The organism is Candidatus Poriferisodalis sp., from assembly GCF_965208555.1.
Lineage (GTDB): Bacteria > Actinomycetota > Acidimicrobiia > Acidimicrobiales > Poriferisodalaceae > Poriferisodalis.
In genome coordinates, this window is record NZ_OZ242342.1 from 965,901 (window position 1) to 990,857 (window position 24,957).

Annotated in this window: 22 protein-coding genes; 11 read left to right on the forward strand and 11 right to left on the reverse strand. The window is 68.5% G+C overall.

The features are described 5' to 3' along the window. Positions 1-9: 9 nt before the first annotated feature. Genes ACOGXE_RS04460 through ACOGXE_RS04480 form a run of 5 tightly spaced genes read right to left on the reverse strand, consistent with a single transcriptional unit; the run spans position 10 to position 5,979 of the window. Positions 10-687: a hypothetical protein gene (locus ACOGXE_RS04460; RefSeq protein ID WP_419932749.1), complete on the reverse strand. Its 678-nt coding sequence runs from the start codon at positions 685-687 to the stop codon at positions 10-12. Between the two features lie 18 nt (positions 688-705). Then, positions 706-1,152 carry a glycine/sarcosine/betaine reductase selenoprotein B family protein gene (locus ACOGXE_RS04465; RefSeq protein ID WP_419862600.1) on the reverse strand — a complete coding sequence of 149 codons (447 nt, stop codon included), beginning with the start codon at positions 1,150-1,152 and terminating at the stop codon, positions 706-708. A 51-nt stretch (positions 1,153-1,203) separates the two neighbouring features. Next, complete coding sequence (locus tag ACOGXE_RS04470) at positions 1,204-1,980, reverse strand: SDR family NAD(P)-dependent oxidoreductase (protein WP_419932750.1); 777 nt, start codon at positions 1,978-1,980, stop codon at positions 1,204-1,206. 3 nt (positions 1,981-1,983) lie between these two features. Further along, complete coding sequence (locus ACOGXE_RS04475) at positions 1,984-2,892, reverse strand: phytanoyl-CoA dioxygenase family protein (protein ID WP_419932751.1); 909 nt, start codon at positions 2,890-2,892, stop codon at positions 1,984-1,986. A 27-nt stretch (positions 2,893-2,919) separates the two neighbouring features. Continuing rightward, entirely contained in the window at positions 2,920-5,979 is a 3,060-nt protein-coding gene (locus tag ACOGXE_RS04480; RefSeq protein ID WP_419932752.1) for a glycosyltransferase family 2 protein, read from the reverse strand. Positions 5,980-6,089: 110 nt separating this feature from the next. Here ACOGXE_RS04480 and ACOGXE_RS04485 point away from each other — a divergent pair, with 110 nt between their 5' ends. Genes ACOGXE_RS04485 through ACOGXE_RS04495 form a run of 3 tightly spaced genes read left to right on the forward strand, consistent with a single transcriptional unit; the run spans position 6,090 to position 9,162 of the window. After that, positions 6,090-6,983 (forward strand): ABC transporter permease, encoded by an 894-nt coding sequence (locus ACOGXE_RS04485; RefSeq protein WP_419932753.1) that lies wholly within the window; start codon positions 6,090-6,092, stop codon positions 6,981-6,983. Beyond that, positions 6,980-7,738 (forward strand): ABC transporter ATP-binding protein, encoded by a 759-nt coding sequence (locus ACOGXE_RS04490; RefSeq protein ID WP_419932754.1) that lies wholly within the window; start codon positions 6,980-6,982, stop codon positions 7,736-7,738. Before ACOGXE_RS04485 ends, ACOGXE_RS04490 begins: the two co-directional genes overlap by 4 nt. Positions 7,739-7,779: 41 nt before the next feature. Next, complete coding sequence (locus tag ACOGXE_RS04495; RefSeq protein ID WP_419932755.1) at positions 7,780-9,162, forward strand: LLM class flavin-dependent oxidoreductase; 1,383 nt, start codon at positions 7,780-7,782, stop codon at positions 9,160-9,162. 59 nt (positions 9,163-9,221) lie between these two features. On the opposite strand, the gene ACOGXE_RS04500 is transcribed toward ACOGXE_RS04495, so the two are convergent. Genes ACOGXE_RS04500 through ACOGXE_RS04510 form a run of 3 tightly spaced genes read right to left on the reverse strand, consistent with a single transcriptional unit; the run spans position 9,222 to position 12,743 of the window. Then, positions 9,222-10,034, reverse strand: a complete 813-nt coding sequence (locus tag ACOGXE_RS04500) for an SDR family NAD(P)-dependent oxidoreductase (protein ID WP_419932756.1) — start codon at positions 10,032-10,034, stop codon at positions 9,222-9,224. Positions 10,035-10,061: 27 nt separating this feature from the next. Further along, the gene (hmgA, locus tag ACOGXE_RS04505; protein WP_419932757.1) at positions 10,062-11,384 is read right to left on the reverse strand and encodes a homogentisate 1,2-dioxygenase; all 1,323 of its coding nucleotides are present in this window, start codon (positions 11,382-11,384) and stop codon (positions 10,062-10,064) included. Between the two features lie 60 nt (positions 11,385-11,444). After that, positions 11,445-12,743: an MFS transporter gene (locus tag ACOGXE_RS04510; protein WP_419932758.1), complete on the reverse strand. Its 1,299-nt coding sequence runs from the start codon at positions 12,741-12,743 to the stop codon at positions 11,445-11,447. Between the two features lie 57 nt (positions 12,744-12,800). Between ACOGXE_RS04510 and ACOGXE_RS04515 the strand changes: the two genes are divergently transcribed. From ACOGXE_RS04515 to ACOGXE_RS04530, 4 genes are all read left to right on the forward strand, one after another. Then, positions 12,801-13,814, forward strand: a complete 1,014-nt coding sequence (locus tag ACOGXE_RS04515; protein ID WP_419932759.1) for an NAD(P)-dependent oxidoreductase — start codon at positions 12,801-12,803, stop codon at positions 13,812-13,814. A gap of 45 nt (positions 13,815-13,859) precedes the next feature. Next, positions 13,860-14,927: a TIGR03617 family F420-dependent LLM class oxidoreductase gene (locus tag ACOGXE_RS04520; protein WP_419932760.1), complete on the forward strand. Its 1,068-nt coding sequence runs from the start codon at positions 13,860-13,862 to the stop codon at positions 14,925-14,927. A 129-nt stretch (positions 14,928-15,056) separates the two neighbouring features. Beyond that, positions 15,057-15,800, forward strand: a complete 744-nt coding sequence (locus ACOGXE_RS04525) for an SDR family NAD(P)-dependent oxidoreductase (protein WP_419932761.1) — start codon at positions 15,057-15,059, stop codon at positions 15,798-15,800. Positions 15,801-15,859: 59 nt separating this feature from the next. Further along, on the forward strand, positions 15,860-17,515 hold the full coding sequence (locus ACOGXE_RS04530) for a SulP family inorganic anion transporter (RefSeq protein ID WP_419932762.1): 1,656 nt from the start codon (positions 15,860-15,862) through the stop codon (positions 17,513-17,515). Between the two features lie 48 nt (positions 17,516-17,563). Here the strand turns inward: ACOGXE_RS04530 and ppk2 are convergent, their stop codons facing one another. The 3 genes from ppk2 to ACOGXE_RS04545 all read right to left on the reverse strand — a co-directional run bounded on the left by ppk2 (position 17,564) and on the right by ACOGXE_RS04545 (position 21,210). After that, a complete protein-coding gene (ppk2, locus tag ACOGXE_RS04535) occupies positions 17,564-18,385 on the reverse strand; it encodes a polyphosphate kinase 2 (RefSeq protein ID WP_419932763.1) in 822 nt (273 codons plus the stop codon). A gap of 118 nt (positions 18,386-18,503) precedes the next feature. After that, positions 18,504-19,190, reverse strand: a complete 687-nt coding sequence (locus ACOGXE_RS04540) for a class I SAM-dependent DNA methyltransferase (protein WP_419932764.1) — start codon at positions 19,188-19,190, stop codon at positions 18,504-18,506. Between the two features lie 37 nt (positions 19,191-19,227). Continuing rightward, positions 19,228-21,210: a thiamine pyrophosphate-binding protein gene (locus tag ACOGXE_RS04545; protein WP_419933477.1), complete on the reverse strand. Its 1,983-nt coding sequence runs from the start codon at positions 21,208-21,210 to the stop codon at positions 19,228-19,230. A gap of 175 nt (positions 21,211-21,385) precedes the next feature. On the opposite strand from ACOGXE_RS04545, the gene ACOGXE_RS04550 reads away from it, so the two are divergent. The 4 genes from ACOGXE_RS04550 to ACOGXE_RS04565 are packed head-to-tail and all read left to right on the forward strand — an operon-like array spanning position 21,386 to position 24,928. Continuing rightward, positions 21,386-21,874: a SixA phosphatase family protein gene (locus ACOGXE_RS04550; protein WP_419932765.1), complete on the forward strand. Its 489-nt coding sequence runs from the start codon at positions 21,386-21,388 to the stop codon at positions 21,872-21,874. After that, complete coding sequence (locus ACOGXE_RS04555) at positions 21,871-23,073, forward strand: aminomethyltransferase family protein (RefSeq protein ID WP_419932766.1); 1,203 nt, start codon at positions 21,871-21,873, stop codon at positions 23,071-23,073. Before ACOGXE_RS04550 ends, ACOGXE_RS04555 begins: the two co-directional genes overlap by 4 nt. Then, the gene (locus tag ACOGXE_RS04560; protein ID WP_419932767.1) at positions 23,073-24,053 is read left to right on the forward strand and encodes an ornithine cyclodeaminase family protein; all 981 of its coding nucleotides are present in this window, start codon (positions 23,073-23,075) and stop codon (positions 24,051-24,053) included. The genes ACOGXE_RS04555 and ACOGXE_RS04560 overlap by 1 nt, the downstream gene beginning before the upstream one ends. Continuing rightward, positions 24,050-24,928, forward strand: coding sequence for a DMT family transporter (locus ACOGXE_RS04565; RefSeq protein ID WP_419932768.1), 879 nt, complete (start codon positions 24,050-24,052; stop codon positions 24,926-24,928). Before ACOGXE_RS04560 ends, ACOGXE_RS04565 begins: the two co-directional genes overlap by 4 nt. Positions 24,929-24,957: the final 29 nt, after the last annotated feature.

Sequence of the window (24,957 nt, forward strand, 5' to 3'; positions counted from 1 at the left end):
CATTCGCGGCTACATGTCGCCGGGCGCGATGTAGAACCAGATGGGCTGCTTCTCGCCGGCGTCTGCCATGGCCTGGCGCGCCGCCATGATGGTGCGGCCTGCCTCGGTGGAGGTAAAGAACCATCGCGCTCCAGCCCACGCCGCGGGAGCATGCTCGGCGAGCGCAAGTGCCGCCGTCTCGTAGTAGCCGCGAATGTCCTGGGCCACCCGCGCCGGGATGCCGGGGATGCCGGCCTCCTTCCACGGCGTGCCCTCGGCGACGTTGACGAACGACTGCACGGCGGTGCCGATGTCCTCGGGAGCAACCACGCGCCCGGCGCCGGTGCGGTTGCCCAGCTTGGCGACGGCGCGGTCATAGGCCTGCCGCAGACCATTCGCCTCGTCCACCGCCGGATGCAGGTTGGGATCGTGGCGGGGCGGCAGCTCGCACGACATCGCAGCGCCGTCGTCGTCGATCGTTTCGGCGAACTTCTCCACCACCGGACGGTCGCTGTCGAGCAGGCCGAAGGCGTGCGCCAGCACCCGGTGCTGGAAATCGGCGTCGTTGGGCTTGCCCAGCGGACGTCCCAGCGGGAACTCGCACCACAGCCCTCGCGGCGGGGCGGTGCCCTGGATGTGAGCGCCGATGGAACCCAGCGCAACAGTCGCGATTCCTTCGGCCTCGAAAACGTGGGCGAGCGTACTCACGGTACGCGTGCACAGCGGTCAGACAGGTGTGAACAGCACCACGTCCACCTCGTGGGAACGCAGGAACTTCGCGCCCGCCGGCCCGGAGTCCATGCGCACCGCAGACAGGTCGAACTGGTTGCCGGCGTAGGACAGGTGAATGTCGGAGACCTCGCCGATGGTGCCGTCGGCGGCAAGCTCGTCCAGCCGGTCGATCGGGAAGACCGTGTTGAGGTCGAGTGCGATGCCGGTGGCGTCGAAGTTCGGGCTCCAGTGACCGCACATGTAGTCGCGCCGGCTGCCGTCGAGCACCCGGTAGCCGGTGTCCATCGGCGCGAAGTCGTCCTGGTCTGGGTGGTGCAGCGACGCCGAGGTGACGAGTGCAACCTTGGCCTCGGCCAGCGGCGGCGGTGTCGTGAACGCCGTGGTCTCGAAGTCGGGCAGGTCCATGCCGCCCGTCAGTGCCTTGACATCGGAATCAGCCATGGCGGCAAAGCTACGGCTTGGCGCATCGCGCCGCTTGGGATCCCTCGGGGCTCAGGCGCCTTCTTCGAGGTCGAGCGAGCGCTCGCGCAGCCGGCGCATGCCTCGCAGCCAGCGATCCGGATCTGACGCTTTGCGCTCCACGTAGGTCTGCGCTTCAGGGTGGGACAGGATCAGGAAGCGCTCTTCGGCCATCGCCTCGGTGATGACCTCTGCGACGAACTCGGGCTCGACGATGCCGTCGGTGCCGCCGTCGGCCAGCCGCTGCGGTGCCATGGCGGTGTTGACGCCTTGGGGGCACAGCACCGACACCCGGATGCCGTCGTCGCCGTGCAGGATCGCCTCCATCTCGGCCAGCTTGATGCAGGCCGCCTTGGTGACCGAGTAGGGCGCCGAGCCCATGGCCGCCAGCAATCCGGCGGCGCTGGCGGTGTGCACGAGATAGCCCTCGCCCCGGGCAAGCATCGAGGGCAGCACCGCCCGGGCCGCGTACACGTGGCTCATTACATGAAGCTCCCATTGGGACTGCCACGCATCGTTGGAGGCATCCACGCCTCCCTCGGCACCTGCTCCAGCGTTGGAAAAGAACACGTCGATCGGGCCGTGCGCATCCAGCGTGCGTTCGACAAGGTCAGTGACGGCTGCCTCATCGGTGACATCCAGGCCGACGCCCTCGCAGCCCAGCTCGTCTGCGACTGCATGCGCGGCATCGGCGTTGTAGTCGGCCACGACGATGTGACGGGCGCCCTCAGCCAGCCAGTGGCGGGCAGTGGCGCCCCCGATGCCGCCTCCCCCGCCGGTGATGATCGCAACCCGATCGCGCAGTTCCATCGCTCACGTTCCTCGTTCCGGCTCGGCGGTGCCGATGCCGCCGACCTGTTCGCCCTCGTCGATCGCCTTGAGCCGTGCCGCATACGCCGTCTCGGCCAGACCCTCGGCACCAAGGAACCGGCCGGGACTGGCCCCGTCGATGTGGCCCATGATCCCGCGGTACAGGCTGAAGCCGCACAGCGCCGCCAGCTCGTCGGGCATGTCGCGGACATCTTCCGGGGACAGGCTGTAGTACTGGTTCTGCTGCTGGCGCATCCAGCCCCGGCAGTACTGCACGCTGATGCCCAGCCGCCAGTCGTCTTCGGACGTGTTGGCGCCGCCGCAGTGCCAGGTGCCGCCATTCACGACCAGCACTGAGCCAGCTGGCATCTCGGCTGCGATGTAGTCCGGCTTCTCGCCCGGCTGGGGCTCATGGTCGTAGCGATGCGAGCCGGGCACCAGACGGGTGGCGCCGTTGCGGTCGGTGAAGTCGGTGAACGCCCAGATGGTCGTGACCATGAACGGCGGGCGCGGGCGCGGCACGTCGATCTGGTCGACGAGTCCGTCGTCGGAATGCAGGCCCTGGTGCACCTCGCCGGGGCCGATATGCATGCAGGTGGTGCCCGACAGGATCGCCCCGGGTTCCATGAGCCGCTGCGGGAACGGCAGCACGTTGCGGTGGATCGGCAGCTTCCAGAACGACCGGTCCTTGTTGAGCAAGTTGTACATACGCTTGGTGGCGAACCCCTCGATGCGGTTGCCCTTGGGCTGCACGTTCAGCTCGTCCTCGACGCGGGCGACGGTGTCACAGATCTCGGTGACCAGCTCGGGTTCGATGGCGCCTTCGACGATGCAGTAGCCGTTCTCGTCCACCTCGTCGAGATAGCGCTGGAGTTCGGCTTCGTTCGCCGTGAGGTCCAAAGTGCCGCTCATGGCCCCAGTCTCGCAGGATGTGCCGGCTCAGGCCTCGTCGACGCCGGCGAAGCTCAGATCGCGGCCGTCGCGCACCTCGCTGGCCCGGCCCAGGAAGTGGCTGTCCTCGACGTTCCAGGTGTGCTCGTCGCCATGGCGCACCCGCAGGTAGCCGGCGCCGTGGGTCCAGTAGATGCGTCCGCCCGCAAGTGTGACGTCGTGGGCCAGCGCGATGTCGACCCGCCGCGGCACCCGGCGCCATCCGCCGGCAGCGTCGAGATCGTGGCGGGAGATCATCAGCACGCCTCCGGAGACGCCCACGAAGGGGATGTAGCGCTCGGAGAACTTCTGGCGGTTCTGGTCGCGCACGGTCTTGTCGAGCCGCTCCAGGTACACGTACTCGGCGGATTTGCCGATCAGCTCCGCTCCGGAGTACTCGTGCGCCAGCACCAGATCCCAGATGTGCCCGGCGCCGTAGTGGTCGTCGTCGTCCATCTTGGTGATCAAGGATCCGCCGGCCGCTTCAGCGGCAGCTCGCAGCACCCCTCCCAGAGTCTGCGTGTCGTCGACACGGACGATGCGAAGCGGGTGGCCGAGGTCGCTGGCGAGCGCCTCGATCTCGGCATCGCTGTCGAACCCGTCGCCGTGCAGCCCCAGCACGAGCTCGAGGCGGGGGTACGTCTGGCTGCCGATGGTTGCGATGACATCGGCGACGCGATCCGGTCGCCGCGTCGGCGCCAGAATCGAAACCTCCGGCAGCGTTGCGCCCAAGTCGACGGCCGAGAGTGCTTGGCGGGCGCGAGCTCGCAGCGAGTGATCGCGTAACGCGCAGCGCCGCATGGCGATGCTGATTTGTTCGCGACGGTGCGCATCGGCATCGACCACCTCTGCCGAGGCCATCAGGTCGGTCAGCGTGGGGCCCAGGCACTCGGCCAGCTCCGGGTCTGGCTCCGCAAGATGCACGAGCACCCCGGCGGCCGCTAGGGCTGCCAGCACTCCGGCCCGCTCCGCGGTGTTGCGGTAGTCGGCCGCCTGGTCTTCGAGGTGGTGGCGAGAACGCAAATCGGCTAACAGCTCACCGCCGATTTGCAGGCTGAACACTGTGCCCCGCGCCAGCGACAGCTGCGAACCCAAGGTCGCAGTTCCTCCGTCGCACGTCGCCGACCAACCGATTGGGTTGACGGCCTCGGGATTGAAGGCCTGCACGCTCAGCTGCGACGGCAGCTCCGACAGCACGGCCACCGCAGGCTTGCGATCCTCCGCAATTCCCCTCAGGGTAGCCTCGGCCACCCTGGGTGAGTCCGCGACGAGGACATCAGTGTGGTGATCACCGTCGTCGCCGAGACGGGATGCCACCCGGATGGACGCGGCAAACACCGACGACGCGATGCGGCCGGAGGCTGCCAGCTCCCCGCCCAAGGGATAGCGCGCCAAGCGTTGCAGGTAGCGCTCGGTGCGGGGCAGCAGGCCCAGCCATATCTTGAGACGTCTCGGCCATCGCCGGCGGGCGCGTCGCAGGGCCCAGATCAGGCTGCGGAACTTCCAGCGAAGGTTCTTGACCCGCCACCACACCGCCCGCGCGATCGTCCCGACCAGCCGGGCGACGTCTCCGGGCTGCCTGATGCGTCGCACGGCGACAAACAGCGTCCCCAGGTGCCGGCGCATCCGGGCCCACAGCCGCAGGAACCGCTTCGCCGGGCCGTGCAGCTTGCCCGCGAGCCAGCCTTGGGGCTTGGCCTCCTGGGTGACCTGCAGGCTGTCGACGTCCAGCTCGATGACCGTGCCGAATTCGGCAACCGCGCTGCCCGACCGCCGGGCACGGTGGACGACCCAGCCGCGTGCGATGCCGACGCGATGGCCCGAGGCCAGATCCGACTTCCCCGCGGCGGCAGTGCCGAGCTGGTTCTGGAGGCGGTCGAGCATCCGGGGGCGGACCTGCGCGCCAGCGGGCACCCGAACGTGAAATGCGGCTGCTGGATGTGCGAGCGCTGCGCCTCCTGCCGAGCCCACGCTCACCCGCGGGTCGGGGTCGAGCAGGCGCCGGAGCCGTTCGAGCTGCTCGCCGGGTCGCTCGTCGACCCACACCACCAGGTCGTGCGCGTTGGCGGCCAGCACCTGCTCGACCGTGTCCAGCACATCAGTTTCGTCGGCGTGGCCGGGCTCCACGGTCACTACGAACTGCGGGACGGTGTAGGAGCGGCCGGGGGGCGAGGTGCGCAGCCGCCGGTCGGGAATGAGGTGCGAGAGCTTGTCGCGCTGCTGGCCGAGGCTGATCGACTCGTCCTCGCTCAGCACTGCGCCTTCGCCCTGGTGCCAGCACAGTGCCGAGCGCTCGGGCACCAGCACGGCCCCGAGCGCGTAGGCACGCCAGCCGAACTCAACGTCCTCCGAGCCCCATTGCGTGAACGATTCGTCGAAGCAGCCGGCTGCGGTGAAGAAGTCCTTCGAGACGGCAAAGTTGCCGCCGGTGACTGCCCGGAAGACGTCGTCGGCGTCCGAGGCCAGGTCGTCGGTGGCCTCCATCCGGCGCTCGATCCACTCCGGGCGCTGGATCGGCCGTCCCTCGAAGAGATCGGCGAGTGTGCCGTCCCGCTCACGCACATCGGCTACGCCGATGCCGTCCACCTCGACGTGGTGTCTGAAACCCAGCGTGAGCACGTCGCTGGCGGCGTGGTGCCAGCGGGCATGGGCGGCCAGCCAGCCGGCCTCGGGCACCATGTCGCAGTCCAGGAATACCAGCACGTCGCCCTGGGCGGCGCGTGCACCGTTGTTGCGAGCCCGGGCCAAGCCGAAGCCGAGGTCCTCCTGGTGGACGACACGCAGGCTCAGCGGGCTTGCCGCGCCCAGATCGAGCGCGGCCAGATCGAGCGGCGGGTCTGATCCGTCGTCCACCACGACCACCTCGAAGAGGTCCCGTGGGTAGGTCTGACGCTCGAGCCCGGCGAGCGTCAAGGTGAGCGCTTCGGGGGCCTCGTAATAGGGAACGACCACGGTGATCGGCAGCAACGGCTCGAACACGTCCAGCGGCGCCACCCCGAGCGAGCGCCAGTCGTTGCCCCGCACGTCGGCGGGCGGCGGCGTGGGACGGTGTGGCGGCAGTGTGAACACGGGCGGTCCGTTGCGGTCAGACATCCGTCGCCGGACATCGGTCAGCCGCGTGAGTATGCCCCCACGACGGCGCCTGCCCCGCACGGTTGCCCCAGAACAGCCTTCGTAGGATGACCCGCATGGCCGAGGGCGGCACGCAGAGCACAGCCGATGAAGGAGGCACGGCAAGCACAGCCGGCGAATCATCGGCACGGCCGCTCATCGACCTGACCTCCCGGCCGTCAACGCTCGCGTACCTGCGGGAAGCGTGGAGGCGGCGGGAGTTCGCCATCGTGGTGCCTGCACAGGACTTGCGGGCACAGAACATGGACACCACGTTGGGCCAGCTCTGGCACCTGGTGAATCCGGCCCTGTTGGTGGGCGTGTACTTCCTGGTTTTCGGCGTCATCATCGACACCCGGCGCGGAGTCGACAACTTCCTGGGATTCCTCATCATCGGCGTGGTGCTGTTCCATCTCACTCAGCGCGTCACGCTGGAGGCGTCGGGCTCGATCACCCAGAACCTGGGTCTCATCAGATCGATCCAGTTCCCGCGAATCCTCCTGCCCGCGGCGTCGGTAAACGGTCAGACCGCCGCGTTCGTGCCCGCGTTGGTGCTGGCACTGCTGGCAGTGCTGGCCACCGGCGAGCTGCCGACGCTGCGCTGGCTGGTGCTGCCGGCCGTGCTGGTGGCGCAGTTCACCTTCAACTTCGGCGTCGCGCTGCTGGTGGCCCGCATCGGCACGACGATGCCCGATCTGCGCCAGATCCTGCCGCACCTGTTCCGGCTGCTGTTCTACGGCTCGGGTGTGATCTTCAGCGTCGATGCGTTCGTGCAGAGCACCGCGTGGCGGCGGGCTTTCGCCCTCAATCCCATCTACGACGTGATCACCTGCGCCCGCTGGTGCCTGCTGGGCGAGCCCGTCGACCTGTGGGTGGTGGCCGGCCTGGTCGTGTGGTGCATCGTGATGCCGGCGCTCGGCTTCTTCGTGTTCCACCGCTCCGAGCAGAGGCTCGGCGCATGAGCGACCTCGGCGATCCCGGCGTCACCGTCGAGGTGCGGGACGCCCACGTCAGCTACCGGGTGTTCGAGGAGCCGGCGATGGGTCTCAAGCAGGGCTTCGCCCGTGGCCGGGTGCGCCGCCAGTACCGCATGATTCCCGCTGTGCAGGGCGTGACGCTCGACCTGTTCGAGCGAGAGACACTGGGGCTGATCGGGCCGAATGGCGCGGGCAAGTCGACGCTGCTCGCGGCGATGACCGGGCTGCTGCCGCTGCGCTCGGGCAGCATCCGGGGACGGTCGCGGCCGTCGCTGCTGGGGGTGTCGTCGGTGCTGCGGCCGGCGCTGTCGGGGCGGCGCAACATCCTCATCGGCGGGCTGGCGCTGGGATTCACCCGTGCCGAGGTCGAGCGCCGGATGGACGAGATCATCGACTTCGCCGGGCTGCGGGCCGACATCGACCGTCCGATGCGGACCTATTCCTCGGGCATGCGGGCCCGGCTGCGCTTTGCCATCGCCACCGCCCGCATTCCCGAGATCCTGCTGATCGATGAGGCACTGACCGTGGGCGATGAGGAGTTCCGTCGGCTCGCGGCAGAGCGGATCGACGACGTGCGCTCAGCGTCAGGCTCGGTGGTGCTGGTCACCCACAATATGAACGAGATCCGGCGCTTCTGCGACCGGGTGGTCTGGCTGGATGGGGGCCGCATCCGGGCCGTCGGCGATCCCGCCGAGATCGTCGACGACTACTTGGCGGCCCCGAGTTCCAACTCGCGCTGAGGAGCGGGCCGGCCGGCAGCCGGTGGCGCGAGACTGATGCCGTGGCGGCGGACGCGGGGACATTCGGGGCGGGCGGGCGACGCATCATCCTGAACGCGTTCACCATGAACTGCGTCAGCCATATCCAGCAGGGACTGTGGGTGCGCGACGACACCCGCCAGCGTGAGTACACCTCGCTGGAGCCGTGGCTGGAGCTGGCCCGCATCTGCGAGGCGGGATGCTTCGACGCCGTCTTCCTGGCCGACGTGATCGGGCTGTACGACACCTACCGGGGCAACGCCGACACATCGCTGCGCGAGGGCATGCAGGTGCCCGTCAACGACCCCATGCTGCTGATACCCGCCATGGCGACGGTCACTGAGCACCTCGGGTTTGCCTTCACCAGCAACGTGCTGCAGGCGCACCCGTTCACGTTCTCCCGCCAGATCACCACGCTCGATCACCTCACCGGCGGGCGTGTGGCGTGGAACGTGGTCACGTCGTACCTGCAGAACGGCGCGCAGAGCCTCGGCTACGAGGCGTTGCCGAAGCACGACACTCGCTACGAGCGGGCCGAGGACTACCTGGACGTCTGCTACAAGCTGTGGGAGGGCAGCTGGTCTGACCACGCGGTGCTGGCCGACACCGAGCGCGGGGTGTATGCCGATCCGGCCGGCGTCCGGCCGATCGACCACGAGGGCCCGTACTACTCGGTGGCGGGCCCGCACCTGGCCGAGCCGTCGCCGCAACGCACGCCGGTGATCTATCAGGCAGGCTCGTCGGATCGAGGGCGCGACTTCGCAGCAAAGCATGCCGAGTGCGTGTTCGTGGTGGCGGCCTCGCGGGGCTTGACACGCATCGCCGAAGACATCCGGCGTCGGGTGCGTGCCGTGGGTCGCCATCCCGATGACGTGAAGATCATCGCCGGCCTGTCCCCCATCGTGGGCGGCACGGAGGCCGAGGCGAAGGCCAAGCACGCCGACTACCTCGAGACGCTCTCACTGGAGGCGGGCCTCGCGCATCTCAGCGGCAACCTGAACGTGGATCTCAGCCACATCGATCCCGATCAGCCGCTCGAGACGCTGCGCACCGAGGGCGTGCGGGGCCCGGTGAAATCGCTGCTGGATTCAGCGCGGCCGGGCAGCCGGACCTTCGGGGACCTCATCAAGCTGAACATGGCCGGCCAGTTCCTGGTGGGATCGCCCGAGCAGATCGCGGATGGCATGGAGCGTCGGCTGGACCAGGGCGTGGACGGCTTCAACCTGGTGTACGCCACCACCCCCGGCACGTTCGTGGACTTCATCGACGGCGTCGTGCCGGTGCTGCGCGAGCGAGGTCTGGTGCAGCGGGAATATCAGCCGGGAACGCTGCGCGAAAAGCTGTTCGGCCGCAGGCGCCTGGGTGAGACGCACTACGCCAGCGGCTTCCGCCAGCAGCGGGTGTAGCTGATCGGCGCGGCGCGTGGCCGGCTCAGCCAGCGAGGCGCATGACGGCTGCGGCCCGCTCAGCCCCGCGGCGAGGCGCGTGACGGGCCGCGCAGGGTCACACCGCCGTCGACGACCAGCGTGTGGCCGGTGATGTAGCGGGCCTCGTCGGTGCACAGGAACCGCACCGCCGCGCCGATGTCCCAGCCGTTTCCCTCGATCTTGAGCACGCTGGCCCGTCGACGGGCCTCGGCAAGCTCATCGGGCATCTCGTCGCCGCCTACCATCGGCGTGCGCACGGGGCCGGGAGCCACGCAGTTCACCCGCACGCCGTCGGCGCCGTGGTCGACGGCCATGGCAGCGGTGAGCGCCATGATCGCCCCCTTGGAAGTCGAGTACGCCGTCATGCCGCGTGGCCGCAGCGCCGAGATGGACGAGATGTTGACGATCGCTCCCCCGCCCGAGTGCTCGATCATGGCCGGGATGGCGTGGCGCGACGCCCGCACCATCGAGGTGAGGTTTACGTCCATCACTCGCTGCCACGCCTCGACGGCGCCCGTCACCACGCTGCCGTCGCTGCCGATGCCCACGTTGTTCACCAAGATGTCGAGCCGGCCCCAGCGTTCCAGCGCCGCCTGGGCCATCGCCTCGCAGTCAGCCTCGACGGTCACATCGGCAGCCAAGGCAACTGCGCTGCCGCCCTCGTCGCTGATCATCTCGGCCGTCGCCTGGGCAAGCTCGGGCTTGCGATCCACCGCCAGCACCTGCGCGCCGGCCTCGGCCAGCAGGATCGCTGCTGCCCGCCCGTTGCCGATCCCGTCGCCGCGTGCTCCCGCACCGGTGACGATCGCCACCCGTCCGCTCAGGTCAGCGCTGGCCCGCGTTGCCGCCATCGGGGAATCCTCCGGCAATCGAGGCGCTCAGCCGTCGCCGTTGCGGCGCAGCGTGCTGCGGTCGTCCAGCGGCGACCAGGCAGCGGCGTAGTCATCCTGCAGCTCGGGAAGGCCCGCAGCCCACGCGGTGGGGATCCACGCGTAGCGAGACTCGAACATGAAAGCCAGCATGTCGGCCATCCGCCGGGGCTCGAGCTCGGCCGTCGTGCCGGCGTCGTAGGCCTCGATGTCGGGCCCGTGCGGCAGGAAGGCGTTGTGGATGCTGACGCCGCCGGGTTCGAATCCTCCTTCGGGCTTGGCGTCGTAGGTGCCTTCGACCAGGCCCATCAGCTCGCTCATCACGTTGGAGTGGTACCAGGGCGGCCGGAACGTGTGCTCCTGGACCGCCCAGCGCTCACGGAACAGCACGAAATCGACATTGGCGGTTCCCGGAGACTCCGACGGGGAGGTCAGCAGTGTCCAGATGGACGGCGCCGGATGGTCGAACAGCAGCGGCCCGAGCGGGCAGTAGTTGCGCAGGTCGTACTTGTAGGGAGCGAAGTTGCCGTGCCAGGCCACGACATCCAGCGGGGAGTGAGGCAGGTGCGTCTCAAGCAGGCGGCCGTCGTGCTTGAACACCAGCCGGGTCGGGCGGTCGTCGGCCTCGTAGCCGGCCACCGGGTACAGGAAGTCCCGGGGCATGGCGAGCGCGTCCACGCCGATCAGGCCCGGATCGGGCAGCCGGAACGGCGCCCCGTAGTTCTCGCACACGTAGCCCCGAGCAGTTTCCTCCATGAGCTCCACCCGGAACTTCACGCCGCGGGGCACGGTGGCGATCTCGGCGGGCCCGGCCGTCAAGGTGCCCAGCTCGGTGACCAGCCGCAGCGTTCCCTGCTGGGGAACGATCAGCATCTCGCCGTCGGCGTTGGCGAACACCTCGTCTTCCATGGAGCGGTTGGCGAAATACAGGTGGGTGGCTGCGCCGAGCTGGGTATGAGCGTCGCCGTTGGCGGCCAGCGTGCAGAGCCCTTCCAGCCACGTGAGGGGTTCAGCGGGGACCGTCACCGGGCTCCAGCGCAACTGCGCCACCGGAGGGGAGCCCTCACGACACGGCGACGTGCGGATGTTGCCCGAATCGATGTCACGCAGGCCGCTGACATGGCGCACTGACGGACGGATCCGGTACATCCACGTGCGCATCGCATCAGCCCGGGCCACGGTGAACGCGCTGCCGGTCAGCTGCTCGGTGTACAGGTCGTGAGTAACACGCTGCGGACTGTTCTGGCCCAGCGGCAGCACGCCCGGCTCGGCCTCTGTGGCGTGCTCGTTGCCGAACCCGCTCTGATACTCGACGCCGAAGTCATCCCCCATGGATGCCAGCCTAGATCGGGGCCGCGGATCCCCCTTCGGCCCCTCGATGTCTGCGCTTGCTCAGGTGACGGCGCGGCGGCGCATGGTCATCGCCAGCACCGAAGCACCTGCGGCACAGACGGCAAAGGCCAGCCAGACCGTGTCGAATCCGCCTGTCCACTCGATGACGTATCCCGCGGCGAGGCCGCCGACGCTCAGCCCTGACATGAAGCCGAGCATCACGATTCCTGACGCCCGTCCGGCCAAGGCAACCGGAACGCCGGTGATGATGGCCAGCATCGCTACGGCGTTCCACGACATCATCGTGAAGCCCGCCAGCAGCGACATCACCCACATCAGCGATCCATGGACCGACGTGGTTGCCAGCAGCAGCGCCATGGCGACCACGGTGAGGGCGGACTGGATGGCGAGCGCACTGGCCGGGCGGACCCGAGTCTCGGTGAGACGGGCCCACCAGATGCGCGACCCTGCTGCGGTGATGCCCGCAAGCGCGCTGGCCATGCCGGCCCAGAAGTTGGTCCAGCCCAGCGACTGCTCGGCGAAGAGCACCTGAAACCGGCCCACGCCGCCGACCACGCCTCCCATGAGCAGCGAGAACCAGGCGATCTTCGTGATATAGACGCGCTCGGCGAGCGCCATCCGCACTGGCCGGGGATGCAGCGGTTTCAGGGCGAAGACCGCTCCCGGCGGTGCGTCGTACTCGGCTTGGGCCTCAGCGTTCGGGTCGGCATCGGGACGCATCCACAACTGGATGCCCAGCGCACACACCAGCGCCGCCGCGCCGTAGATGCCCATCGCAGTCCGCCAACCGAACCAGACGGCCAGCGTCGGCAGCGTGGAGCCGGACAGGAAGATGCCGAACATGACGCCCGACTGCTTGAGCCCGGTGATGGTGCCGCGGCGGCCGGCGGGCACCCGCTCGGCAATGAGCTTGTTGGTGGCCGGGTTGCACCAGCCTTGCCCGAGACCGGCGAACCCTGCCGAGGCCATGAGCAGCCACAGGTTGGTGGCGAATGCCATGCCGAACATGCCGACCCCCGCCGTGGCGATGGTCAGCACCGTCGAGAGCTTCGGTCCGACGCGGTCGGTGAGACGGCCCGACAGCGGTGCGAACAGCGCCGCGACGATCGTGTTGGCCGTCAGGGCCACACTGAAGGCGCCGGTGGTGATCTGCAGGGCGGCAATGAGATCAACCGCCATCACGGCCGGCAGCATCATCGGAATCGGGCCGAGGATCATGGTGGCTACCAGCACGAAGTTCAGGCCCAAGCGCTGCAGCGGGCCGTCGTCGGCACCCGAGGGCAACGCGGCTCCGGCGGCTGCTCCAGCGTCCACGACGGGATCTCCTGCCGTTCGCATCGCTGCGAACCCTATGGCCGCTCGGCGCTCGCCGTTCGGAGTGCCTAGCGTTCCAGCGTGAATTCCCCGCAGGTGCTGCTGCCGGCCGACGACTACGCCCGTCTCGCTGACCGGCTGGCGGCGCTCGATCACAACCTCACACCGCTGCTGTGGAGCCGAGACGGCGTCTGCCTGCCCGACGGTTCGCCGATCGCTGGCGCGGACGGCATGCCGGCCGGCGATGCCGACTATGCGCCCCTTGCCGCCTGGGTCTCGATCGGCTTGCTGTTCGGCGGCAACCTGGCTCCCTTCGTCGACGCGGCGCTTGCTCCCGGCACGCTGCGCTGGACTCAGGCCTGCCTTGCCGGCACCGATGCGCCGCCGTTCCAGCAGCTTCTGAGCGCGGGCGTTCAGCTGAGCCGCAGCGACGCTCCCAATGACGCGACCGCAGAGCACACCATGTCGCTGGTGCTGCACACGTTTCACGGATGGGCAGGGCGCATCGACCGTCGCCGGGCCGGCGAGTGGCTGCAGGTGCCGTGGCGAGAGGTGCGGGGCAGCCGCTGGCTGGTGATCGGCTTCGGGTCCATCGGTCGCAAGGTCGCTGCCCTGGCGCGTCCCTTCGGCGCCGTGGTGGTGGGCGCCCGCCGCAGCGTCGCCAGCGCGACGGACCTCGAAGCCGCCGATGCAATGGTGACCATGGAGAGCATCGCCGACGAGCTGCCGCACGCTGATGTCGTGGTGCTGGCCTGCCCGCTCACCGATGAGACCCGCGGGCTCGTCGACGCCGAATTCCTGTCGGCACTGCGTGAAGACGTGCTGCTGGTGAACGTGTCGCGCGGGGCGGTCATCAACACCGACGATCTGCTCGCCTGGCTGGACGGCGACCGGGCAGCAACTGCGGTGCTTGATGTGTTCGATGTGGAGCCGCTGCCCGTCGACAGCCCGCTGTGGAAACACCCCAAGGTGGTGATGACCACCCACATCGGAGGCGCCGGCAGCGGGATGGCCGCCCGCAATGACGATCTGTTCATCGACCAGCTCGCAACATTCCTCGCCGGCGGCACGCCGCGGCTGGGGGTGCAGGATTGATCCGAGCAATCTGAGCCACGGAGGTCGGGTCATGAAGGCTGAGTCATGAGATCTGAGACGCTGCTGCCGCTGGGCAAGCTGGACCCGGGATTGCGAGCACCCGACGTGCCCCTGGACGTCACCACCATCGGCGACGCCGCCGCGCAGGTGGAGGCGCTGGGCTACGACGCCCTCGTGGTCGAGGAAACCAAGGACGACCCCTACCAGCTGCTTGCGATGGCGGCGGTGGCAACGTCCACGCTGGGCCTGGGCACCTCGGTGGCCATGGCATTCCCGCGCTCGCCCACGATCACGGCGATGTCAGCGTGGACGCTGCAGAAGGCGTCGAGCGGTCGTGCAATCCTGGGTCTCGGCAGCCAGGTGCGAGGACATGTCCGGCGCCGCTACGGCATGGACTGGTCGGCACCGGGTCCGTGGATGCGCGACTACGTGGGCGCCCTGCGTGCGGTGTGGCGCTGCTGGCAGGAACGCACGCCGCTCGATTTCCAGAGCGAGCACTACAACCTGAACCTCATGGTTCCGCTGTTCGACCCCGGTCCCATCGCCCATCCGGACATCCCGGTTCACATCGCTGCCATCAATCCGAACATGTGCGGCGTGGCCGGCGAAGTAGCCGACGGCATCCGGTTGCACCCGGTGTGCTCGCCGAGGTACATCACCGAGGTCATGGCACCAGCGCTCGAGCGGGGTGCCGAGCGAGTCGGGCGCGATGCCACGGCCGTGGACTGGTGCATGAAACCGCTGGTTGCCACCGCGCCCGATGAGGCAACGCTGGCCGTGGTGACCCACACTGTGCGCGAGCGGGTCGGCTTCTACCTGTCCACCCCTGCGTACCAGGCGGCCTTCGATGTGCACGACTGGTCCGACGAGGCCGAACAGGCTGCAACGCTGTCCAAGGCGCAGCGCTGGGATGAGATCTCCGCGATCGTCTCAGACGAGATGCTGCACACCATCGCCACGGTCGGCACCTACGACCAGATCGGACGGCTGCTCGGCGAACGGTACGGGCCTCACATCGATCGCATCGAATTCTCGATCCCGGTGAACAACCCTCACGACGGTGAACGGCTCTCGGCCATTCTCGGCGAGCTGGGCCGAGCCGAACGCCCCTGAGCGATCCCAGATCCCCAGGGCAACTGCACCCGCGGGCGTCGAGGTCTAGGGTCTCGCCGTCGCTCGCGCGCGGGCGCGGCGAGGAGGCGAACACACTCGCCGATCACATTTGGCACAGGGAGGCCGCAGATGGGTGTCTTGGACGGACGGGTTGCAATCATCACCGGCGGTGCACGAGGGCAAGGTGCAATCGAGGGCCAGCTCTTTGCCGACGAGGGTGCGGCGGTAGTGCTCACCGACGTGCTCGACGACGAGGGCGAGCGCACTGCAGGCGAGCTGGGGTGCGACTACCTGCACCACGACGTGGCCGATGAGGCGGCGTGGGATTCGGTGGTGGCCGATGTGCTCGGTCGCCACGGGCGAATCGACGTGCTGGTGAACAACGCGGGCATCTTCCAGGGCGCGGGTCTGATGAAGACCTCCACTGCCGACTTCGACCGCATGCTGGCGATCAATGCCCGCGGCGTGTTCCTGGGCATGCAGAAGGTCGGCGCCGCGATGGCCGAGGCTGAGTCCGGTTCTATCGTCAACATCAGCTCGGTGGCCGGACTGATGGGCACCGCTGGATCATTCGCCTACAGCGCCAGCAAGTGGGCGGTCCGCGGCATGACCAAATCAGCCGCCAAGGAACTTGGCCGCCGCAACGTGCGGGTCAACTCCGTGCACCCGGGCTACATCGACACTGAGATGCTGGCGCAAACCAACGTGTTCACCGAGGACAGCGATCGCACACGCCGGGTCTTGCGCGGCGTGCCGCTGGGGCGCATTGCCGAACCCGCCGAAGTCGGCCGGGTGGTCCTGTTCCTCGCCTCCGATGCCAGCAGCTACTGCACCGGCCAAGAGTTCACGGTTGATGGGGGCATGTTCGGCTGAACTCGCTCAGCAGTGAACTACTGTGACCCGCGGGCCCATACCACGCGGCGAGGTCTGAGATGAACTACGACAGCGGTCGCCTACGTGCCGATCTGGGGGCCGGCGTCGTCTCCGCGATCGTCGTGCTGCCACTGGCGCTCGCCTTCGGTGTGGTGTCCGGACTCGGTCCCATTGCCGGGCTGTGGGGCGCGGTCGCCGTCGGGTTCATTGCCGCCGTGCTCGGCGGCACCCGAATGCAGATCTCCGCGGCAACGGCACCGGTGGCCATCGCCGTGTCGTTCGTGCTGGTGCGATACGCCGACACCCCGGCGGAGGCCCTCGTCATCATCTTCATTGCCGGGGTCATCCAACTGCTGCTGGGATTGCTGAAGCTCGGCAACCTCGTGCAGTACACGCCGTATTCGGTCACCTCGGGCTTCATCAGCGGCATCGGGGTCATGGTGGTGCTGTTGCAGGTGCTGCCGTTCTTCGGCGCGGATCCGATCATCGGCAACCCCATCGACTCCATCCGTCACTGGGACGACGCCGCCAACGACATGGACTTCCACGCATTCGGTCTGGCGGTGACCACCTTTGTGATCTGCGCCGGCTGGCCGAAGCGGCTCCGGCGCTATGTGCCGCGTGTCCCGGGCGCACTCGTCATCGGCATCATCATCGGCGCAGTCATGTTCGACGGGGCGCCCCGCATCGCCGACGTCGTCGAGGCCCCCTCCTTCTGGACGATGGAGATGCCGGCGGGCGGCTTCTGGGGCGCTGTCGGCGCAGCCGTCGCCATTGCCCTCATCGGGGCGCTGAACAGCCTGACGAACGCGACCGAGACCGATGCGATGACGGGTCAACAGCACGATCCGAATCGAGAGTTGATCGGCGTCGGGCTCGGCAACGCCGTCGCCGCCATGTTCGGCGGCCTGCCGGGCGCCGGATCTCCCAGTGCCACCCAGGCCAACATCCGGGCCGGGGCTCAGACCCGTGTTGCCGGTGCCGTCTCGGCGGTGCTGGCGCTGGTGCTGATCGTGGTGCTCAGCGGCCTCATCGACGCCATCCCGTACGCGGTGCTCGCCGGAATCCTGCTGTGGCTGGGGCTCAGCCTCATCGACTGGCGGCTCATCACGCACTTGTACCGGGTGCAGCGCGAGCACGTGCTGGTGATGCTGCTCACGCTCGGCCTCACCGTGTTCGTCGACCTGCTGGTGGCCATCGCCGCCGGCGTGGTGGCCGCAGCGCTTGCTTCGAGCCGTCGTTTCGAGCGCCTCGAGCTCGACAGCGTCCTGTCGGTGCCCATGCTCGACGCGGTGTTCTTCGCCGACAGCGATCGGGTGGATGTCAGCCAATTCGATGCGTTCTCAGCACGGGTCGGCATGGTCAAGATGCGTGGCAGTTTCACCGCCGCCTCGTCAAACCGGCTGCGCTTTGCCATCGGCAAGGACATCGTCGAGCACGAGGTCGTGATTCTGGACTTCAGCGAGACGAGCTACGTCGACGACAGCGCCGCGCTGGTGGTGGAGCAGCTCATCGACGCAGCAATGGAGCACGACACCGAGTGCATTGTGATCGGGCTCGAGAGCCTGCCGGCGGGCAGCCTGCAGTCCCTCGATGTGCTGCACCGGGTGCCTGGCGACCACTTCGTGGGGAGCTTCGACGAGGCCCGGACCATCGCCGCCCGACTGCTCGAGATCAACCTCGAGATCAACAAGGCATCCCGGGTCGAAGCCTGAGCCGTTCAACCGCCGGCTGACCGCGACGGCAGTGCAGTACAGCTTGGGTCAGTACAGCTCGGGCACGAAGGTCTGGTCGCTGATCGGCGGGCGCACATAGCCGCCGGCTGAACCCCGATCGGGCAGATCGACGTGCTCCCAGGGCACCGCTTCATAGGGAATCAACGACAGCAGGTGAGCAATGCAGTTGAGGTGCGCAGCGCGCTTGTCGTCGGCCTCGACAACCCACCACGGGGCTTGCTTGATGTCGGTGTGCGCGAACAGCGTGTCCTTGGCGCGCGAGAAGTCCACCCAGCGCGTACGGGCTTCGAGATCCATCGGCGAGAGCTTCCAGCGGCGAGCCGGATCGGCGATGCGTCGTTGGAACCGGCGCTCCTGCTCCTCGTCGCTGATCGAGAACCAGTACTTGACCAGGATGATGCCCGAGCGCACCAGCATCCGCTCGAACTCCGGGCACGAACGCAGGAACTCCTCGTACTCGTCGTCGGTGCAGAAACCCATCACCGGCTCGACGAGGCCGCGGTTGTACCAGCTGCGGTCGAAGATCACCATTTCGCCTGCCGCCGGCAGCTCCTCGACGTAGCGCTGGAACCACCACTGGGTCTTCTCCCGGTCGCTGGGCGTGCCCAGTGCCACCACCCGCACTACCCGGGGGTTCAGCCGCCGGATGATGCGCTTGATCGTGCTGCCCTTGCCTGCGGCGTCGCGGCCCTCGAAGATGACGACGACTTTGAGCCCTCCGTGCTGGATCCAGCGCTGCAGGTGGGCCAGCTCCTGTTGCAGCAGCTCCAGCTCGCGCTCGTACTTCTTGCGAGGCACCCGGCTCTTGCGTTTCGGAGGTCCGGCAGCAGCGTCGTCGGGGGACCCCATGGGTTCGGACAGTATCCGAGCGATCCGCAGAGCGAAGACCCGGACCCTGTCGTCGCGTTTCGACGAGATTCTCGCCGGCCGCCGGCAGCTGCCGACCGGCCCGTGCAGCTAGCCCAGCTCAGGTCACGGTGAAGACGGCGATGCGTGTCCACCGGTCGGGGTCGTCGGGGTCGGCGCCGCCGTAGATGGGACGCAATGTGAAACCCAGCCCGCTGATCAGCCCGTCCGCCTCACGTTGCGCCAGCCAGTCGCCGAACCCGAACTCGTCGAAGTGCGCCGAATTGATGCCCAGGCTGCAGCAGGCGCCGGGTCGCGCCGCCCGCAGCAGCTCGCTGATGTTCTCGGGGCCGAGATGACCATGGGTGAAGGCGCCTGCACTCACGATGCCGGCATAGGCATCGTCGGCGAGGCTGATCGGGCCGGTCAGGTCGGCTTCGAAGAGATGCCGGTAGGTCGGGTCGCCGTCGTGGGTCTTGGAGGCGGCCTTCGCCAGCATCTCGGGCGAGATGTCGATGCCGTCGATCACCGCAACGCCGAGCCGCGCCAGCTCGGCACCGACAACGCCGGTGCCGCAGCCGGCATCGAGCACCGGACCGTCCAGGGTGTCGAGGCTGTCCTGGGCGTCGCGGAAGGCAGCCGCCACATGGCGGTGGTACACGTAGTCATTCTCGGCGAGGAACACCGACTCGTACGTCTCGGCCCACGAGGCGTACAGCTCGCGGTTGGCGTCGGGACCGTCGACGGCGTAGGCCTCGTCGAGGCCGAGGTTTGCTGCGGCCGATGCGGCCTCGGATTCAGAGGTCATCGAGGTGCGACCTTAACGAGTGCGGCCCCATGCCCCATCAGACGAGCAGCGGGTCGGTCATCACTTCCACCAGCGCAGGGCCCGGGTGCGCCAGAGCTTCGCTCAGCACAGCATCCAGCTCGCTCGCCGCCCACACGTGACGGCCCATCGCCCCGCAGAGCTCGGCGAACTCGGCGAAGCTGGGGTTGTGCAGCGAGGTCTGCCATACGTCGAGTTCGGCCGCTCGCTGTTCCTTGGAAATCTTCCCCAGCTCGCCGTTGTTGAGCAGCACGTGGGTGATGTCCATCCTGTACTTGACGGCGGTCGTGAGCTCCATGGCGTACTGGCCGAAGCCGCCGTCGCCGGATACTGAGACCACCTTGCGACCCGCCCACCGGCCCCCGCCAGCATCCGACCCACGCCGGGTCGCTGCCCAGCAGCCCATGGCCGCAGGGAACGCGAACCCGATCGATCCCAGGTAGCCCGACATCAGCACGGCCTGCCCGCAGGGCTCGAAGTAACGCCCGAATGAGTAGGCGTGATTGCCGACGTCCACCGGCATGATGGCGTCAGCGGGTACCAGGCGGCTCAACGCCTCGAACACGGCCGCCGAGTTGAGGCCGCTGCCCCGATCATCGGCGCGGCGTCGCTGCTTCTCGGCCCGCCAGATTGCCCAGCGTTGCGCCACCTCCGCTTCAGCGCCTCCCGGTGCCGTCCGGCCAGCCAGCGCCTCGGCCAGCGCCCGCGCCCCGGTGCCCACGTCGGCCAGCAGCGGCACCGTCACCGCGTGAAAGCGCCCCAGCGCCATCGGGTCGAAGTCGACCTGCACGATCGGCTTGTAGGCAGCGATGCCGGTGTGGTTGGCGAACGACACCCCGAAGGTCACCAGGACGTCGGATTCATTCATGAACCAGCTGGCGATCGGGGTGCCTGAACGGCCGAGCACGCCGCAGGACAGCGGGTGCTGGTCGGCAACCAGTCCCTTGCCCTTGAAGGTGGTGGCGACCGGGGCGTCCAGCGCCTCGGCCAACGTCACGATGTCATCGATGCCGCTGCGGGCACCGTGCCCCACGATGATCATCGGCCGGGCAGCGGCCGACAGCACGTCGACCGCCTGTTCCAGCGCGTCCGTGGGGGGAGCAATCCGCCGAGATCCGGTGCGTCCCAGCGGCGATCCTGCTGGCGATGCCTCCTGGGTCGCCGCCAGTACCTGCACCTCGTCGGGCAGCACCAGGTGCGCTACATCCCGTTCCACCAGGGCGGTCTTGCAGGCCAGGTTCATCAGCTCGGCTGCGTTCGAGCCCGCTTGGACCGTCGCCGAGTAGCGGGACACGTCGGCGAAGACCGCGGACAGGTCGGTGTCCTGAAAAGCGCCCCGTCCGCGCACGCTCGATGGCACCTGGCCCGAGACTGCCAGTACCGGTGCTCGATCCATCTTGGCGTCGTAGAGGCCGGTCAGCAGGTTGGTGCTGCCCGGCCCGGCAATGGCGAAACAAGCCGCCAGCTCTCCGGTGAGCTTGCCGTAGGCGGTGGCAGCGAATGAGGCGGCGCCCTCGTGCCGCACCCCGATGAACTGCAGCGAACCGTCAGCCTCAGCCTGCCGCAGCGCATCGGCAAAGCCCAGGTTCGAATGGCCCACCATGCCGAACACCCACTCGACGCCCCATGAGGTCATCGTCTCGACGAGCTGGTCCGACACCGTGCGCGGCCGGGTACGGGCAACCGGCAGCGCCGCATACACACCGTCGGATCTGATCTCCGTGCGGTACGCGGCGGGTGCGTCATCGAACGGGGGCGGGGGCGTGCCGTCGTGCGGCGAGTAGTCGTAGCCATGCCACGGGCAGCGCAGCCAGCCGCCTTCGATGCTGCCCTCGCCGAGCGGTCCGCCCTGATGCGGGCAAGCGTTGGCCAAGCAGCCGAACCCGGCCTCCGTGCGGGTGACGCACAGGTTCTCGCGCTCGACCGTGACCGTCGTGACCCGTCCCACCTCGAGTTCGTCGACGCCGATGAGCCGGTGCCAAGCAAACTCGCCTGCCGGCAAGGCAGGCACTGCGGTGCTGGGCTTCGGAGCGCCGGCACCGACCTCAGTCGCTTGCGGATGTTGGGATGCATCGCTCATCGCCCACCCCTGTTCGGCTCGCGCTCATGGTCGCACACGCAGCCCGCGGCCCTGTAGTCGCGACAGGGGCGCCCGACACGGCTCTAGCGTTCTGCAGGTGCTGCATCTCGTGCGACATGCATCCGCCGGCGACCGGCACGCCTGGCGGGGCGATGACAGCGCCCGGCCGCTGGACCCGATGGGTCATGCCCAAGCCGAAGCCATCGCAGCGACGCTGGCGTTCGCACCAGTCCAGCGCATTCTCTCGAGCCCCAGCATCCGCTGCACCCAGACGGTCGAGCCGCTGGCCGCCAAGCTGGGACTCGACATCGAGATCTCCGCCGAGCTTGCCGAGGGTGCTGACGGCTGGCGGACCGAGGCGCTGGTAGAACGCCTGAGCGGCGAAGCGGGGGACAGCGTGCTGTGCAGCCACGGGGATGTCATTCCGGAGGTGCTGTGGCGCCTTGCCTACCGAGGCGTCGACGTGAACCCGACACGCTGCAAGAAGGCGTCCATCTGGGAGCTCCATGCCGTCGACGGCGCCATCACCCACGGCATCTACCGGTCGCCTCGAAGTCTCGGCGCGCACGCGGAGGATCTGGCGTGACCGAACGCCAGCACTACTACGTCGAGTCGTTCGACACGATCTCGTTGGCCCCGTACCGGATCAGCCGATCACCGTTCGCACATCGCTACACGACCGCTGAGACCGTCCATGCGGTGTACTGCAACCGGCTGTACCCCATGAAGGCCAGCCGCGACGAGAACCCCATTCCTTCCTACTGGAAGCTGCGCCGGGGCGTCCTGCTGTACGACGTCCCTGAGAGGCCGCTGGCGATCGAGGGTCGTGAGGCGGCCGGGCTGCTCGAGCGCGTCCTCGTCTGCAAGGTCAGCGATCTCGGCGTCGGCCGATGCCGTTACGGGCTCGCGTGCAACCACGACGGCTCGATCCTGATGGACGGTGTGCTGATGCGCCTGGCAGACGACCGCTTCTGGTACGTCACGGCAAACGGCGAGTTCCTGAGCTGGCTCGGGGCACACGCCATCGACTTCGACGTCGAGGTCTTCGACCCCCATTCCCGGGTACTGCAGATCCAGGGACCCAAATCGCTCGACGTGGCCGATGCGGCGATCGGCGGGGGGCTGCCAGCCGACTTCCGCTACTTCCGCGCTGGCTTCTTCGAGGTCTGCGGTCAGACCCTGTGGGTGTCCCGCACCGGTTGGACAGGCGAGGCCGGCATCGAGATCTACTGCAACAGCGGACCTGAGCCCACCGATCACGACGCACTGTGGGACGGCTTGTTCGCCTGCGGCGAGCCGCTGGGCATGGAATTCAGCACCGGGGCGTCCATGGGGATCCGCCGCATCGAAGCCGGCATCCTGGACAACGGCAGCGACATCGAGCCCGACCTGACCCCCTATGGCGCCGGGCTCGGCCAGTTCGTCCGGCTCGACAAGGACGACTTCGTCGGCAAGTCAGCGCTGGAGCAGGCCGACCGCAGCCAGCTGCTGCTCGGACTCGTCTGCCCCACGGCCATGCCGGAGCCAGGCATGGGCGTGAGCTGCGAAGACCGGCTCGTCGGGCACGTGACCATCGGGACGTGGTCGCCCACGCTCGATACCGGCGTCGGCTACGTGCGCTTCGATCAGCCGCCGCCCGGCGACGGCTGGCTCGGCACGACAGTCCAGCTGCACGACCGTGACGGCACGCCGCACACGGCGACGGTCGACACCTTGCCGTTTGTCGACAAGGAAAAGCGGTTGCCGCGCAGTGCCTGGAACGGCGCGGGCGCAGGCTCTGGGTGATGCTGGCGCTCGACGCGGCCGCGGTACGTGAGGCCACGCCGTGGAGCGATCTGATGGAAGCCATCGCGGAGCTGCTTGCCGACGGCTCTGCCAACGTGCCCCAGCGAGAGATTCACAACGTCGGACTGCCCGGCGGCGGCACCGGTTCGCTGCTCGTGATGCCCGCGTGGCTGGACACCGAACTGCTCGGCGTGAAAGCCGTCACCTACTACCCCTCCAACGCCGGCACCGACCTGCCCACGATCAGTGCCGGCTACCTGCTGTTCGACGGCGAGACCGGGCAGCTCGCCGCAGTGATCGACGGCGACGAGCTCACGCTGCGACGCACTGCCGCCGTGTCCGCACTGGCCGCCGATCTGCTGGCCCGGGCCGATGCACGCCGGTTGCTCGTGGTGGGCACCGGCAACCTCGCGCCCAACCTGGCGCTCGCCCACGCTGCGGTCCGTCAGCTCGACGCCGTGGAGGTATGGGGCCGCAGCCCCGAGCGCGCCGCCGCGACGGCCCGCCGACTCGTCGAGCGCGGATTGCCGGCAAGGCCGGTTGAAGCGCTTGACGCCGCGGTCGGGCGTGCCGACATCGTGAGCTGCGCCACCGGTTCCGTCAGCCCGCTGGTGCAGGGCGATCTGCTGCGGCCCGGGACGCACGTGGACCTGGTGGGGGCCTTCCGTGCAGACATGCGAGAAGCCGATGACACAGCCGTGGAGGCGGCGACACTGTTCGTGGACACGCTCGACGGGGCGGTGCTGGCGGGCGACCTGGCCCAGCCGCTCAAGGGAGGGATCATCGCCCCCGGCGACATCGCTGCCGACCTGGCGTCGCTGGTGACCCGCAGCCACCCCGGGCGGACCTCGGACGCCGAGATCACCTTGTTCAAGTCGGTCGGCTTCGCATTGAGCGACTTGGCCGCAGCACGCGTGATCCATCGACGCATCGGCACCAGGACGCTGGGGGCGCCCGACGGGGACAGTTCGTCCTCGTGAGCCCCCGGACGGGCAGCCGTCGCCTCGGCTGGGGCCTGGCAGCGCTGGGCATGCTGCTGGTGTCCACCGACTCGCTGTGGGTCCGCGTCTCCGATGCCGGTGCGCTGGACATCGCCTTCATCGTCGGGGTGCTGTCGCTGGTGCTCTACGGCGCCATGGCACTGCGCCGGGCGGCGGAATCATGGGCCTCGCTGCGGGCTGACATCTGGCCGCTGCTGGCGATCGGGGTGCTCGGCGCGATCAGCCAGCTCACATTCATTTCGGCGATCACTCACACCGCGGTGCCCAACGTCGTTGCCATCGTGGCATCCGCGCCGGTGCTGGCCGCGGCGTTCGCCTGGGTGGCCCTTCGTGAGCGCACGTCACCGCGGGTGGCCGTGGGCATCGCGCTGACCGTGGTGGGCATCGGCATGGTGGTGTCCACGTCGATCGGCTCGCCCGATCTTCTCGGCGATTTCCTGGCCCTCATCGCCGTGATCTGCTTCGCCGCCAGCACCGTCATCTGGCGCCGCCACCGGGACATGAGCCGCATCGTCGGCCTGTCGCTCTCGGCGGTGCTGGTGGTGATCCCCACCGCGTTCGTGGCCGATCTGGGAACGCTCGACGCCACAGCATGGGCGGCCGTTATCGCTATGGGTCTGGTCTGCAACCCGCTGGGGCGCTTGTCCTACAGCAACGCCCCGAGGTACGCGCCGGCGAGCGAGGTGGCCCTCTTCGCCCCGGTCGAAACCGTCGCAGGCATCGTGTGGGCCGCGCTGTTCCTCAACGAGTACCCGGCGCTGGTCACCTTGGGAGGCGCCGTCGTGGTGATCTTCGGCATGCTGTATGCGACGGTGCTGGACCGCAGGGGCGCGGTCGCTTTCGGCAGCGACTGACCGCTGGCACGACGCGCCGAAGCGGGCCG

What these genes read in the sequence shown, in the direction of transcription:
- ACOGXE_RS04465 (WP_419862600.1), bottom strand. Translation starts at nt 1,152, where the DNA reads ATGGCTGATTCCGATGTCAAGGCACTGACGGGCGGCATGGACCTGCCC.
- ACOGXE_RS04470 (WP_419932750.1), bottom strand. Translation starts at nt 1,980, where the DNA reads ATGGAACTGCGCGATCGGGTTGCGATCATCACCGGCGGGGGAGGCGGC.
- ACOGXE_RS04475 (WP_419932751.1), bottom strand. Translation starts at nt 2,892, where the DNA reads ATGAGCGGCACTTTGGACCTCACGGCGAACGAAGCCGAACTCCAGCGC.
- ACOGXE_RS04485 (WP_419932753.1), top strand. Translation starts at nt 6,090, where the DNA reads ATGACCCGCATGGCCGAGGGCGGCACGCAGAGCACAGCCGATGAAGGA.
- ACOGXE_RS04490 (WP_419932754.1), top strand. Translation starts at nt 6,980, where the DNA reads ATGAGCGACCTCGGCGATCCCGGCGTCACCGTCGAGGTGCGGGACGCC.
- ACOGXE_RS04500 (WP_419932756.1), bottom strand. Translation starts at nt 10,034, where the DNA reads ATGGCGGCAACGCGGGCCAGCGCTGACCTGAGCGGACGGGTGGCGATC.
- hmgA (WP_419932757.1), bottom strand. Translation starts at nt 11,384, where the DNA reads ATGGGGGATGACTTCGGCGTCGAGTATCAGAGCGGGTTCGGCAACGAG.
- ACOGXE_RS04510 (WP_419932758.1), bottom strand. Translation starts at nt 12,743, where the DNA reads ATGCGAACGGCAGGAGATCCCGTCGTGGACGCTGGAGCAGCCGCCGGA.
- ACOGXE_RS04520 (WP_419932760.1), top strand. Translation starts at nt 13,860, where the DNA reads ATGAGATCTGAGACGCTGCTGCCGCTGGGCAAGCTGGACCCGGGATTG.
- ACOGXE_RS04525 (WP_419932761.1), top strand. Translation starts at nt 15,057, where the DNA reads ATGGGTGTCTTGGACGGACGGGTTGCAATCATCACCGGCGGTGCACGA.
- ACOGXE_RS04530 (WP_419932762.1), top strand. Translation starts at nt 15,860, where the DNA reads ATGAACTACGACAGCGGTCGCCTACGTGCCGATCTGGGGGCCGGCGTC.
- ppk2 (WP_419932763.1), bottom strand. Translation starts at nt 18,385, where the DNA reads ATGGGGTCCCCCGACGACGCTGCTGCCGGACCTCCGAAACGCAAGAGC.
- ACOGXE_RS04540 (WP_419932764.1), bottom strand. Translation starts at nt 19,190, where the DNA reads ATGACCTCTGAATCCGAGGCCGCATCGGCCGCAGCAAACCTCGGCCTC.
- ACOGXE_RS04560 (WP_419932767.1), top strand. Translation starts at nt 23,073, where the DNA reads ATGCTGGCGCTCGACGCGGCCGCGGTACGTGAGGCCACGCCGTGGAGC.